This window comes from Sulfidibacter corallicola (genome assembly GCF_017498545.1).
GTDB lineage: Bacteria > Acidobacteriota > Holophagae > Acanthopleuribacterales > Acanthopleuribacteraceae > Sulfidibacter > Sulfidibacter corallicola.
Genome location: NZ_CP071793.1, coordinates 9,232,067 through 9,246,883 on the forward strand (window position 1 = coordinate 9,232,067; position 14,817 = coordinate 9,246,883).

The 14,817-nt window shown below is 61.4% G+C and carries 3 protein-coding genes; 2 read left to right on the forward strand and 1 reads right to left on the reverse strand.

Annotated elements, in window-relative coordinates; translation table 11 throughout:
- Nucleotides 1-11: 11 nt before the first annotated feature.
- Together J3U87_RS27965 and J3U87_RS27970 are read left to right on the forward strand one after the other, a co-directional pair.
- Complete coding sequence (locus tag J3U87_RS27965) at nt 12-734, forward strand: hypothetical protein (protein WP_237379083.1); 723 nt, start codon at nt 12-14, stop codon at nt 732-734.
- Between the two features lie 15 nt (nt 735-749).
- Complete coding sequence (locus J3U87_RS27970) at nt 750-1,418, forward strand: hypothetical protein (RefSeq protein WP_237379084.1); 669 nt, start codon at nt 750-752, stop codon at nt 1,416-1,418.
- Between the two features lie 390 nt (nt 1,419-1,808).
- Here the strand turns inward: J3U87_RS27970 and J3U87_RS27975 are convergent, their stop codons facing one another.
- Complete coding sequence (locus J3U87_RS27975) at nt 1,809-14,729, reverse strand: RHS repeat-associated core domain-containing protein (RefSeq protein WP_237379085.1); 12,921 nt, start codon at nt 14,727-14,729, stop codon at nt 1,809-1,811.
- Nucleotides 14,730-14,817: the final 88 nt, after the last annotated feature.

Consider the following 14,817-nt stretch of genomic DNA (forward strand, 5'->3'; position numbering starts at 1 on the left):
GGAGGTAAGCCATGCGGACAGTCAAGGCATTCGACAATCGGGAAGAATTCTTCCATTACACCAACTACATCGAGTTTGATGAACAACGCATCAACGCCGATCGAAATCAGATGCAGGTCGACAACCTGACCGAGTCGACGCGATACCTTTTCCTTTACCATCTGAAGAACCAAGACGAAGTGGTTTGCGATTACGACGTGATTCCCGCCGGCGAAGCCGAAGCGAAAGTCGAGCTCGATTACCACTACCAGCTCCTCAATCCCAAATTGTATTTCGTGGCCATCGACGAAGCGCTGCTGCACGTCCTCAAGGACACCGAGAAAAAACCCTCTCGAGAAGACATGGGCCGCATCATTTCCTTTTTCCCGATGACCTTGAATCCGAGATACACCGAGGCCCACGAGTTCAAGAAAAACGAGTACGGAAAATACAGGTTCCGGCTGTACGACACGCAGGTGACGTTTTCTTTGACCTTGATGAGCGAAGCCGACGCGTTGGCCAAACCGGATGACCTCCTGTCGGGAACCATCAGTGCCATCCCGTTCGACAGTGAAAACCTGGTCCATCAAACCATCCTGGGTTTGCTTATCGACAAGCGCAAACGAATCGCGCCCTTGCCGGGAGGTACGGCGCCCGCTCCGGAACAATCCAGATGCGACACATCATCACAACGGAACCTGAACTATCGAAGCACGGCGAACTTGGGTACCAACCCCTTTCGCATGATTCTTTAATCGAAAGGAGCACTCATGGGGGCAAGAGCGGTTAAAACGCTGATCAACCTTTTGGCAAGCGTATCCAAAGAATGGCTTTCCTACTATACTTCCACCACCCATTACAACACTGTCGAAAAAGAATCGTCGCACGTGGGTACCCGTCTCGATGTACCCGAGTCCGCCCTGCAGGACAACACCTATTTCGTGTGCATCGGCATTCCGGAAGCGACCGATGACGGATTGAATTTCAAGCTTCTGAAGACGCAGGACAAGGAGAGCGACCAATCGCTGCTTCTCGATTTGATCGGATTGAACAAGTGCCCAATTTTCGATTGGCCGATCGAGCACCAGACGGAAACACGCCAATTGTTCGTGTTCAAACACGAGCGCTTCACCAACAATCCCTATTTCCTGAACACCAGTTTCTTCAATGTTCATCGCAAGTCCCAACACCGGTATGACCGCCGGGACTACCTCTGTCACACCCGATACCGCTACTACATCAATCGGTACAAGGTCCGCCAAGAGGTTGCCCACGTCTACGGCATTTCCAATGCCGAAACCGCGCTCGAACACGGCCCGATCGAGACGACCGAAAAAAACTTCCGGGATTGTAGCGAGATCCCGGTCATCTCTCGGGACGGGCCGACCGCCGACATGTACAACACCCTGGTGAGTATCATGGAGCAGCCGCTTAGCTGATCCTCACTCGCAAGCCGTGTGCTCGGGTTTTGCGTTCCCGTCTCCGGCGTTCTACCCGAATCCAGCCGTGGAGTCAGAAACGGGAGCCGCGCCCTCTGCGGCTTCCGATTATTAGTTTCTGGCGAAGGAACATGGGTCATTCTCCCGAAAAATGAAGCAGGAAGCCAAGAACTTCGGAAGGCAGGAAAGGACGGGCATTTGGTGGCACCCCAAGATCTTGCTTTTCCTGGATTCGGTTTTTCCGGGTTTCCTGATCTAGATTCGACGACGGCAAGACCCATCTCGGGTTGAAAACACCGAATCGTTTCGAGAGCACCACGCCTGTAAGGCATATCCATCCTAATTTCTCCAGGGCAAAATCCAATGGCGACTTTCTCGGTTTTCCATCCTCTATTTCTGCAAATATTCAAGAAGCTCTTCCCGTGTAAAATAAATACCGTAAATCCAAGCACTGCCTTCAACAGTTAGTATTACGGGATGTACATCACCAACTATAAATGGATATTTCAATCCAGTCCAGACACTCCTTTTCGCATAACCTTCTGCCAAAGCTTCCTCTGTATACTTCAAAACCGAAGAGTACGTATACCCTAAATCTCCGATTAAGTCTCTAATTTCGTTACCGGTGTAAAAGAAATAATGAACCCCTTCATGGTCTAAGGTCTCAATCAAATCTTTGCCTTTTTGATCAAAGCGAACTTTGACTTCACCACCCTGCGTCACGCCTCGCTGGTTTAATGGTAATAAATCTTTTCTCCACTTGAATTCCTTACCCCATACCCTGTATGGATTGGGAGGAACACCCGGTGGAATGGGCTGTGGTCCGGAACTTCCTGGAATTTGCTTGGCATATTTAGCATAGCCAGAAAGGGACATCTGATCTAAGGCACCGGTTGCCGGCCTGCCAACCCTTACCAGCGAGGGGATTGCTTCCCCCACGCCCATAAAATAAAGATTGCTCGCCGCATGTGGGATAATGACTTTTTGAAAAACCTGATCCACTTCCTTTGAGGTATTTCCACCATTGATAGCATCCGCCACCATGCTAGCACCTTTTGCCCCAACATAAGCAGTACCAATGGAACCGACCGTACCCGCAGTAATACCGGCCCCTGCTGATGTCATCATGCCTTTAGCAGCAAGGGGGGCGGTCAATCCAAAATATATGCCCATCATGGCATCACGTTGAACGTTTTCCATACTCGATTCACGGTAAGTACCGGAACCAAACAAAGTGGGACCAATCCAACGCGTAAAAGCTTCCTGTCTTTTAATGACGTCGGAGCCCGCTATACCACCTTCCACGAAGTACTCTTGACCGTCATGTTTGAAAACAAATGGACTACCTTCGCGCATTGCTTCGTAATCGGCCTCGGAAAAGGTGAGATATTCGGAATCGTAGGAGTCATTTCTTAAAATTCTTATCGTGATTTTTAAACCATCCGGATCCATGAACAAAACCGGGTTGCCGGCCGCGTAGGCGTAGGGTTCCGTGAAGGTCGTGGGGTCGTAGATGTCCGGCGCGCGGAAGTCGGGGTTGATGAAGTGGCCCAGCCTGGGGTGGTAGAAACGGTGGTGCATGTACACCAGGCCGGTATCGTGCTCGTACAGGTGACCGCCCAAACCCAACGGCACGAACGGGAACACGGGATCACCCGGCAACGCGAATCCCTCGGTCGGCACGCTGCCCTCGGCCGCGTACGGAGGCCCTCGGTCGGGATGGGATGCCAGAAGCTCACCCCAGGGGTTGTAGGGGGTGTAGTACACGGTGCCGGTGCCCACCGCGTGGTACGCGAACGGGGTTCCCAGGTGGTCGGTCAGGATGTAGTAGTCGTAACCGCCACCCGTGAGGTCCTTCATGAACACCGGGCCCCAGGGGCCGTGGCCGATGGCGTGCGTCCACCGCGGCTCACCTGACGGCTCGGGCTGACCTCCGCCACCCAAGCTCCACTCCTGGGTGCCGATGGCGATCACTCGCGATTCGTGGTACGCAAAGACCAGGCGGCCCGAAGCGAATCGCGTGGCGGCACTCAAGCGCCGACCCTCCTGGTCGTAGGTGTAGGTTTCCAGGTGCCCGTCGGCCGAGTTGGCGATCTCGCGCAGACGGCGGAAGCCGTCGTATTTCAGCGTGATGGCCGCGCCGTCCGGCAAACCGATTTGGGTCAGGTTGCCTAGGTCGGGGTCGTAGACGTAATCTGTGTCGCCGAGACCCGTGGTCTGGTCGAGCACACGCCGTCCGTCGGCATTCGTGTCGCGTGTGTTGCTTTGGTTCAGGATGTTCACTTCGTTGAGGTGCCGTACCAGGCCCGACGCGATCTTGTTTTGGATCGGTCCGTAGGTCTCCTCGATGGTTTGAACGCCCGCCGGCGTCGTACGGGTGATGGTGATGCCGTCGAGCTGCTTCTCGGCGTCGTAGGTCGGCGACCAGCTCTCGCTCCAACCCGGACCGCTGCGTCCGACACCCGTGATCATGGGGCCCGAGGGATTCAGGTCCTGGGTGGCGCAGTCCGCATCGGCCGCGTCCACCAACCACGTCAGGCTCAGCCCCAAATCGCCGCCCACCTGGGTGATCGACTGCAGCCGTCCCTCTTCCTGCGCGATGTCAAAACCGATACCGTTGCCCCACGTCATTCGGGCCGGCCAGCCCTCGTCGTAGTCCTCGAATTGGGCCGACATGCCCATCGCCGAAACTGCCGTCATCTGGCCGGACTCGTCGTAGCTGAAGTGGAAGGTGGGCCCTCCGCCGGTCTGGATATCGATCGTGGTCGTGCGACCGGCATCGTCGTATTCGAAACGCGTGACCACGCTATTGCCGTCGGTGTAGGTGTCGATGCGATCCGGATCGACCGGTCGATTCGCCGCGGGATCGGGCTCCTTGTAGGTCCATTCGGCCAGGAGTTGGCCGTCGCGGGTGACCTGGGTCAAACGCCCGTTTTCGGTGTCGTAGCCGAAATCGATGACCTCGGCGCCCAAATCACCCGTCACCGTGACCTTGGATACCTGACCGGTCTGCTCGCCGTATTCGTACCGCTGAAGTTCGCGTTGGCCGATGCGGACGCTGTCCAACCGGTCACCGGCGTCGTACCCGTAGGTCTTGGTCTGCAGGCCGGCCGGTGTGATCGTCTGCACCTGGCCGACCTCGTTGATGTTCGCCACGGTTCCGCCAGGAAGGTTCAGGGTGAACTGATCGCCCTCGCCGAACAGCGTGAGCTCCGGGCCGGTGCCGATCCGCATCGTGGCCGGCGCGCCCCAACTGTTGTAGGTGTAGGTGGTCGCCTGCTCCAAGCCTCGGCGTTGGTAGGTCAGGTCGCCGAGCCCGTCGTAGTGACGCTCCAAGGGCAGGCCGCCCTTGGCCTGGAACACCACACAGCTCGGATTGCCGCCCGGATGGTACTGCAGGTCGATCCGGTACCGCCCGTCTCCCAGATCGATCGATCCGGGCAGGCCCTGATGGTTGTGGTCGCCGAAGGCGATCGGGTACCGACCGCCCGTGATGCCCAACAGCAACGGTCCGGCGTTCTCGTACTCCCAGTCGTAGCTCGCGGTGGGCGTGTCGATGCGATCGATGCGGTTCTCGGCGTCGCGCTGTATGCGCACCTGCTCCTCGCCGTTGCGGCGGTAACTGCGCAGGTCGCCCATCCCGCTGTACCGGTATTCCTCCGTGCTGTTGTCGGGATGCGTCACCATCAAGGTACGCCCGTAGTCCCGCCAATCGATGTCGGTGCTGAGGCCGGTGAAATCAGTGTAGCGGGTAGGCACCCCTTTTTCCCCGTCGAAGTGGAGGTCCGCCGTCGCCGCCGCCTTTCCGTTCGCCTCGGGACGGGTGAAGCGAACGAGTCCGTTGGGATCGACGGTTTCCCGTTCGATGCGCGAGCCCATCCAATCCACCGAAGAACTGCTCGTCGTATCCGACGCCGCGTAGGTTTCCAGACGATCACCACCGAGACGGCTCTTGCCCTCGACCTCTACCGACGCACGGCGCAGGCTGTCTTCGAGGTATGCCATCGAAACTTCTTTGCCGCGCAGGTTGCGGTAGCCGGTAAGCCGACCGCGGGCGTCGTAGGCCATGTTCTCGAGGGTCTGGCCGTTGGCCGTCGTCAGGCCGCTCAAGCGACCGAGATCGTCGAATTCGAAGGACTCCTGAACCAGGCCCTCGACCTGCGTCGGCGTACCGAACCGGTTGAACGAAGCACCCTCCACCTTGTAATCGTTCAGGGATTGGCGCACCAGGCCGCCCTTGCCATTGATCACCGAGGACCGCTCGATGCCGCTGCGGAGGTTGCGCTGCGACGTGGCGAACTCCATGCCCTGGGCGCCGGTCGCTTCGAGTCCGGTATCCTGCTGCACGTCGATCGCATTCACGTCGAGGCCGTTGCCGGAAAGCTTGGTGTGGGTGCGCAGGCCCGCTCTGTCCTGCACGGTGGTGATCGTGTGGAGTTCGCGGAAATCGTCGGTGACCATGACCTGTTTGTCACGGTACTCGTAGGTCACGCCCTTGTGCTGCGCGTCCCCAACACGCTTCAACAGGCCGAAGCCGGTGTATTCGTAGGTGACCGGGCCGACCTGGGCCATGGTGCCTCGGACCTGCCGCCCGAGCGCATCGACCTCGTACACCTCGTCGCGGGTCTTTTGGCCGGTCTGGATGGTGAGCCCACTGATACTGGGATTCCAAACCTGCGCACCCACATGGAAGGTATAGGACTCGGTCGAGCCGATGACCCGAGCGAGGACACCACTTCGGCCGTGGTATTGGTAGCTGACGTTGTTGCCGGCGTCTTGCTCGTCGACTCGCGTCGAGAGTCGACCGAGGTCGTCGTATCGGTACTGATAGGAAACACTGCCTTCGGGCGTGGTCCCTTCCTCTCGATAGGGACGGCCCCACTCGTCGACCGACGATTCCTGCGTGATTCCGGACACCTCGTACGTGGCTCTCGTGACCGCCAAACCATTATCAAAGGAATAGGAAAGAGATACCCTGTCGCCGGTTCCGGTTCTCACCACCGTGGGTCGCCCCACGCCATCGCGCGACACGATTTCGGTGCGGACACCGAGATCCGTCACGTTTTGCGCTTCACCGAATCGGTTGTGGCGATACTCGGTGACCGCGCCATCGATGCCCGCGACCTTGACTTCGGTAATGCGCCCGTTCTCGGCGCGGTAATTGTCCCCGTCCGGCACGTAGTTGACGGTCGTCTCGCCGCCCCGTTCCATCTGAAGATGATCGGTGGTCCGATAGGCGACGCCGCTTCCGGAGAGATGCTCTACGGTGGTGACGGTACCATCGCCGTGGGTGATGGTGCCCCCGCCGGACGAGACCTCGATGCGGGTCGTGAAGGTTTGCTCCAGCGGGTCCGTGTGACCCGTCGGGACGTGCGTGAACCACTCGGGCCCCTCGTAGGTCCAAGTGCGTTTGCCGCCATCGCGATGGTGCTCGGTCAGGTCACCCAAGCCGTTGTAGGAGAAGAATTGATCGCGGAACTTGTTTTCGGCCAACAGCCACTGGTAGCGTTCGCCGTCGAAGAGGTTTCGCGTCCAAACCAAGCCGAACACTTGCTCGCCTACAGAGTGACCGCTGCTCAACCAAAGCCCGTCCTGCTCGGCGAAGGTCACCTCTTGTGTGGGCGCCGGCGCCACGCCTTGAATGCGCACCGTTTCAGGCAGACCGATGGAGGGGGTCGTGGTGACATCCTTCAAACCGAAGGGCGTGGTGTATTGGGTGACGCGCAGCGGGCGGTCGCTGTCGGTGTATTCGAAATGGGTGATCAGGTCCGGGCTCGGCGCCGCGCGGTGAATGATCTTGGACAAGCGTTTCAGGACGAAGTCACCCGCCTCGAAGCCGGTCTCCTCCCACGCGTATTCCGTGGTCCGCGCCTGGCCCGTCGGGTCCTGAACCACCGAGGTCAGGTAGCCGTCGTCGTCGTACGCGTAGGAAATCGTCATGCCCAAGGCGTTGACTTCCTCCACGAACACGCCGATCGGCTTGGCGGCATAGGATCGATTGACCCGCCGGGCCCGTCCCTCGTCCTTGGTGATCTCCTTCACCAAGGTCGGATAGACCTCCCCGCTGCCCGTGCCGGACTGGAACTTGATCTGGTTGTTCCAGGGCTGGTCCATTTGACGGAAGAGCTGGGCCTCGCGATAGAGCGACGCCGGCATCTTTTCCGACTCGGGATACCGGAACAACGGGTACCGCATCTTCTCGGCCGCATCGGGATCGTCGGTCAGATGCTCGTTCAGTTGGCGGAACAGGGCCCGGTGCTGCGGCAGCGGCGCATTGGCCTGGAACTCGTACCACATGTTCTCCTGGTGCTGGAGCCGCCAACCGTCGCTTTCCAGCGTGAACTGGTTCGTCTCGTTTTCGGAGAGATCCACGGTGCGGCCATCATCGCTCACCGAACCGGAGACCTGAAACTGGCCAGGATGCTCGAAGACCAGCCGCGCCCGAGACCGATCCCCCTGGTGGAAGCCGCTGGGGAAGTTCTCCAGCGACCACCAGGCCGGATAGGCCATGTGCAACATCTGCCCATTGAGCATGCCCATGCCGTGGATGCCGCGCTGGAACATGAAATCGGAGGCCAACATCCGCGAGGGCGACAGATCGAGCCGGGCATCGCGGTGCGACACGCCGTGATCCGTCTCCAGCAACAGCGGATACTGGGCCAGCGCGTCGATCGGTCCGAGCTGCCGGAACCCGTCGATGTAGCGGGTCTGCGGCGACTGGTAGGCCACCAGGAAGTCGTGGGTGGCCCCGGCAATGACCTTGTGGTTGCGATAAATGGTGTATTCCACTTCGAACGGCCAGACGCCGCGCCCGCGCAAGTCGTCCTTTTTGTCGTCGCGCAAGTACTCCATCAACGGGACCGTGTTGAAACCGGCCATGCCCGTCACCCGGGCCTCCTCGCCCTCGACGGTATGGCTCCAGGACCCGTCCTTCTCGCGGAAGATGACGGTTGCCGACTCGCCCGCCTCCAACTCCAATTCGAAGGAGCCGATCTCCATCACGAACGCGAGGGCCTGATCGTTCGGGTCGAACATGTCGGTGGCGTAGAGCACCGTGTGGCGCGGGTAGATCAGCCGATCCTCCACATCGCCATCCGCGTCGTCGTCGTTCATCCAGGCGCTCAGATCGTAGGTGTTCCAACCTACGCGCCGGTATTTGACCGGAGCCAACTGCAAGCGCTCCAGGCCGCTTCCCTGTACGTCCTCCGCCCAGTAGAGCCCGCCGTCGTGGAAGAACATGGTGTCCATCGGCGGCACGTAGAAGGGATCCACCACCATGGCGGGGTGTTGCTCACCCAGCTCGATGACCGTCGGCTGTTCGTTCGGCTGGATGTAGGTCCACAAGGCGCGGACGTCCAGCACGGAAACCCGGTTGCCGAGATCTTGGACGGCGATGAACCCGAAGCCTCGATCCACGGCCAAATGGCGGTACCCGTTTTTCAGAACCAACGCGAGACGGGGCTTCAGCTCCGATGCGATATCGGCCGTATCGGGAACCTCGTAGAGGTAGAGGTACCCCTTGTCGGCCTGGAAATCCATTTCGGCGAACACGGCGATATCGCGCGTCACCAGCGAACCCTCCGTCAACAGGTCCAGGTTCTCGATGGCGAAACAACGGCGTCGCGAGCGGCCGGCCCGACCCGGATCGTCGGGAACCGGGACGAACGCGGGGAAGCCGCTGCCGGTGGGATACAGGGTCCGGGCAATGTTGCGGAAGTCGTAGAATTGGCCGGTGAAAAAGGGCGCATCCTCACGATGATCCAGGGCATCCACCCGCAGCAGACCCGGATAGGAAATGGCTGCCGCAAGCAGGCCGGGTTGCGGGCCCTCGCGGTTTTTCCAGAGGAAGCCCTCCAGGTCACCCGGATCGCCCGGATAGAAATACTCCATGACCTCGCCCAGCGCTTGGAGCCGGGTCGTGTACTCCATCAACGAAATGGTGTGGTTCGCCAACTGGTCGCCCAGCTCGCGCACGCGCGCCATGTAGTCGCGCATGTCGTAGACGCGGGTACTGCCGCGACGGGATCCGATGACGTTCTGCTCGCCGTCCTGCACCGCGTCCAGGCCAATGAAACCCAGGGCCAGGTAGGGACCCGAACGACCGATGTTGGTCAGCACGCCGGTTCCGGGTGGATCCAGGATGGTGATGCGGCGGAAGGGCCCGGTCTCGCCGGCCGCACCACGGCCCTGGTACTCGAAGAAGTAGAGCCGGCTCGAACCGTCGATAATGCGCTTGGCCTTGACGACGATCAAGGTGCCGGTCGGCAAATCCCCGGCATACACCTGGTTCCGAACACCCATCACGGTCGACTCGAAACCCTTCTCCACGCCCAGGGCGTCGGGCGTGAAGATTTCGATGTCGAATCCAAAGCCCTCGTAACCACCGGTCACCGGCGAACTGGCCACCACCTGCGCCTTCCCACCCGAATTCACGCGGGTATCGAGGAGCTTCAACCAAAAGGTGACACCGCGTGTCTCTTCGGCCGGCTCGGCCATCAAGAGCAGATTGCGATAGGCCGCGAAGCTCCGCACCTGATCCGTATCCTCCAGATCGAGCAGGCTTTCCGGGCGACTCTCCTGGGTCTTGAACCGGATTTCGTGGTAATCGAGGGAACTGCCGTCCGCTGCCGTTTGGATCAGGGTGTCGTTGTCGTGGTCCGTCAGGCCTTCGACCCGCAAGCGGTATTCGGTGTCGATGTTCAGCGAGGCCTGGGGCACGATCATCAGGGTGTCGACATACTGTTGCTCGGTGACCTCCAGGCCGTCCGCGCTCAGGTACAGCAGCGGCGCCTCATCACCCCGGGCCTGGTCGTGCAGGACCACGGTGTCATCCGCCACCCCCCGAACCGGCTCGCTGAAATACAGGATGAGCGGTTCGCGAATCAACATGTCCTCGTCTTGGTGCTTGGGCACGCTGCCCACGACCGATGGCGGCACCGCTTCCAGACTGGGCAGGTCGCCGAAGTTGCCCAGGGCCCAGATGTCGCGCACGAATCGCTGTTCCTGGCCCTTGAGATCGGTGATCCGCAAGTCGACCTGGTGCTTGGATTCCGCGGCGGTCATGCCCTGCGGAAGATCCACCGTGATCTGGCGCGAAGACGTCTCGCCCTTGACCTCGAGGGAATTGAACCAGGATCCGCCCACAAGCACTTTCTCAAGCGCTTGACTGCTCTTGATCTCGATGCGGAGCGAGCGATTGTCGGCACGGGCGAAGCGGCCGCGGGCATTGAATTCGGCGGTGGCCCAATCGTTGACCTCGGCTTGTCCGTCCTCCCAATCGATGACCCTCCACTCGAGTTCCAGCTTCGTCTGGGACACCTCACCGGGCTCGCGGATATCGAACGGCAGGTAGGCGGCCCGAATCGCGTAATGGGCGAACACGAGCTGCGTCAACGTCTGAACGAAGCCCTCGCCGTTCAAAAGCGAGGTCATACCCGTGACCTCGCCCATCACGCCGGTACGGGGATCGACCACGCGAAGCGATGGCACCAACTTGCCCTGCACCACATAGGAATAACTGGCGTCGGCCCAGGTGAGCCCGACCAAGGTGAAGTTGACCCCGTCGTAATCGGGATCGACGCGATAGACGAGCGCCTCCCGAATGGGGTAGTGCGGCGGCGTGTCTTCACCGGGATGGGCGTGGGCCCTCGGGATGAACCAGTGGGCTTCGTCGGCCCACAACATGTCGATCTCGAATTGGCGGTCGCGGACGTCTTCCCGCAGGGTGCGCACCCGGTAGATGTAGTGCTCGGCGCCGCTTTGGTCGGCGAGGATGGCGAATCTCAGACTGGCGCCCCGGCCTTTACCCGGGATGTTGTATTCGAAGCCCAAACCTTTGAGGTTGAAGCTCTTCCGTTTGCCGACCAAACCGCCGTTCTCGATGCGGTGCCCTCCCTGGGGCTCGCCGAAGGTGTGGGATGTCAGCTCGTCCAAGGCCAAGGGATCGGCCGGTGCCTGTACGCCAACCTGGAAGGAGTAAAGGATCATGGTGCTGTCGGGCTGGGTGGCGGGATCGATGTCGGTTTCGATGAATCCGCGAAAGCCGGGCAGTGGCGAGCCGTCCACGGTTTCGAACTGCACGCCTTTGAGCACCTGGTCCGGCGCGAAGTCGGCCGTCGTGGGGCTCTCCGAGACGGTGGCGCGCATGGAAGCTTCGTCGACCGCGGTGATCTCCAGTTCGGTGCCCGCCCCCGAGGAAACGCCCTCGACGTTCAGAACCAGGCCCGGCGCCACCTCGTAGCGAAACCCCTGACTGCCCAGACGCACCCGGTTGGGCCCGGTGCGCACCACGTCCAGGCTGGCCGAGGCCAACTCGCCGTTGGGCAGGGTCGCGCTCAGGTGCACCACATCGCCTGGCTTGGCTTCGATCTCACGGCGGTAACCGCCCGCGACCATGGTCTCGCTCAGGCTGTAGGCATTGACCGGATTGAGCACGGAAAGCATCGTGCGGTCGGGATAGGCGTCGGCCGGCGCCTCCAGGTACATGCGCTCGCTTTCCCAGCTCAGGCTGAAGCGCGTGAGATCCAGCTCACCGACGACCGCACGGGTCAGGGTGCGGAATTCGATCACGGCGGGTTCGGGCAATTGCCCGCCCTGGGTCGACACCAACGTCGTGCCCACCTGCAGCCGGTAGTCGGTGGCTTCCTGCAGGGTTTGGCGCGGGCGAATGCGCAGACCCGGAACTTCGGTATCCTCGAGCATTTGCAGGGGCACGGCGGAACCGCCGCCGACCGGGGTGAGGGTGATCGCCTGGACCCAGAGATCCGGATCGAAAGCGATCAGGTGGCTGAACTCCAGACGAATGTCGGGCATCAAGTCGACGTGCTGTTGGTTGTGGATCGGCTGATGGGCCACCAACGCCAATTCGGGATGATCCAGGGTCAGATCTTGATCGACCAAGGCGTCCAGACCGGTGACTTCGGGCAGTTCACGGGAAGCTGTCAGGCCCGTCGCGGCCTGAACCGCCTGGAGCGTCCACAGGTGCGCCACCCGAGGCACGAAGGTGCGGTAACTCCCCTGGGCGTCGCTCCATCCCAGCCATGGGTGCCCCTGGCTACCTACCGACACATCGGACGCCGGGTTCGAGCCGTGGCGCACGGTGCCGGAAACTTCGGTAATTGGATATTGAAGGGCGACGACCGCGTAATGACCGGATGCTTCCATGTCGGTCGTCGCGGGCGCATTGGACCACACGCCGTCGCTGAAAGTCAAACGACCGGCATAGGACCACCGCTCACCGTCGCGATGGGCCAGGAAGATCATGGCCGGGCTTTCGGGCTCGGTGACCGTGATGGTCGGCGCTTGCACCAGGTCGCGATCCAGGTCCACCGCGAAGGCCTTCACCAGCGAGGCACCCGCACCCAACGGCGGGATTCGGTCATCGTCGGACAAAATGCGGACCGCGCGCATGGTGCCGTCCTGAGCCCCCAGGTCCAAGGACACGGCGCCGAGGTTCCAGGCACTGTCGAATCGGTAACCGCCCTGATCCAGCCAGCCGGCTTCCGCCTGAAAGCGAATCTGGGCGTAGCGGGTGGTTTCCAACGACACCGACTCGCGACTGGTGACGTCCAAAGCCCCGCGCAGATGACGGGCACCGCCGGACGCGTAGCCGTGGCGATAGCAAAAGACATCGAGGCCGTAGGCCGGCGGGCGCAGATCACCGCTGAACCGCTGGTGGAACTCTTGGGCCTCGATTCGGGCCAGCGCCCCGGAGCGCAGGCTCTGCCCCTGAACCAACAGGGCGACTTGCGTATTCGGCTCGTCGATCAACGACACGGCCTGGGGATCGGTGCTCGCCTGATAGAGATGCGCTTCGCCAACGAGCTGGAAACGCACGCGCTCCAAAAGATCGCCGACCTGCGGCGGCTCGGTCTCCAATTCGAGATCGCGATAGGCCACCAGGTAGGATCCGGCTTCGATCGCCGACGCAGTTACCTGAAGTTCACTTCCGGCGACGATCACGGCCTGAAGCACGCGCCAACCGGACGCCTCGGCCCGCAACAGGAAGCTCGCGGCTCCCACGGGTACGGACCCGCGCGTGGGCGCCACCAAGGTGGCATCGCCACTGCCGGAGGCGTCGGCAAGTTCGAAGCCCGCCAGCGGCACGTAGCCGGTGGGCAACAGCGCGGGCAAGCCCTGACCGCCAAAGGGCGTGACGCGCACGCCGCCGCCGAACCCGGTGAGGGTGACCCGAACGTCGTCCGCCACGAACGGCAGGCTGCTCGATTGGGTCGGCCGGCGCGCCGTCAGGCGCAAATCGGTGAGGCGATATCCCCCGCCGGCCTGAGCGACCTTGCGGCCGAGCCGGACGTGGTTGACGGAATCGGTGGTGACGATCAAGGGTTCGCCGGCCAGGGTCGAGGTGAAGAGGCCGTCCGCGGCGGTGACCGCGTTTTCTTGGCCGGCCGGGGAACTGATGGTCAACGGGATCCCGGCCAAGGGCAGGCTGGTCTTGTCGTCCAACACCCGGCCGTACAGAAAGTTGGGCCGGGCGACCGGAATCTCCACGCGGTCTTGGACCCGGTTGCCGAAACGATCGATGACGGTCAGGGCGACCGGAACCGCGGCGCCCGAACCGTCGTGGGTGAAATCTTGGGCGAACGAGGTGCCGTCGTTGGCCTGGTAGACCACCTGATTGGCGACCTCCAGGGTCACCTGACGCGCATCCTCGGCCGGAGCGATGCAGAAGCTGACCGGGAACGACCCGTTGGGCGCCACGGTCGCCGGGGTGTTGAGGGTCAAGGCGGGGGCCACGCTGTCGACGACAAGCGTCACTTCGATCTGGCTTTGGTGGCCCAGGCTGTCGCGCGCTTCATAGATAAGGTTGTGTTCGCCGTCCGGCAGATCCGTCAGGGTATCGACGAAGTGGCCGTTCTCCACGGCCACCTCGGTCCCGTCTCGCTCGAGCACGGTTTGCGGGTCCAAATCGCGGACGGTGCCGTAGATGTGGATCAACGACTCGTTGGTAAGGTGAGGAAGAACCGGTGACGTGATCTGGAGATCCGGCGCCTCGGTATCGAGGAACAGATCGCGTTTGGCCGTCGCGTCGGCCAGGCCCTCGGACGAGGCCCGAAAGACAAAGGTATTGAGGCCCGCACTCAGCGTCACCGAGGCGCTGAAGTGACCCGAACCGTCCACCGCGACCGGCGCACCGTTCAGGGTTACCGCCGCATCGATCGGATCCACCTGACCCTCGATGGTCTGGGGCGACGTGCTCAGGTACCGGGGCTGGTCCACCAGCGTGATCGATATGTGTTCCTGGGCCATCGCCCACGGCGTACTCAACCAGATCATCAACCAAAGAAGGCGCATGTTCATCCTCACAGTTCTTCGACAGTGCGTTGCCGGGCGGAGGCGCACAGGCCTCCGCCGTCAGGTGTTCTGGCCGCTCGCGGGGAAG

What these genes read in the sequence shown, in the direction of transcription:
- J3U87_RS27965 (WP_237379083.1), top strand. Translation starts at nt 12, where the DNA reads ATGCGGACAGTCAAGGCATTCGACAATCGGGAAGAATTCTTCCATTAC.
- J3U87_RS27970 (WP_237379084.1), top strand. Translation starts at nt 750, where the DNA reads ATGGGGGCAAGAGCGGTTAAAACGCTGATCAACCTTTTGGCAAGCGTA.
- J3U87_RS27975 (WP_237379085.1), bottom strand. Translation starts at nt 14,729, where the DNA reads ATGCGCCTTCTTTGGTTGATGATCTGGTTGAGTACGCCGTGGGCGATG.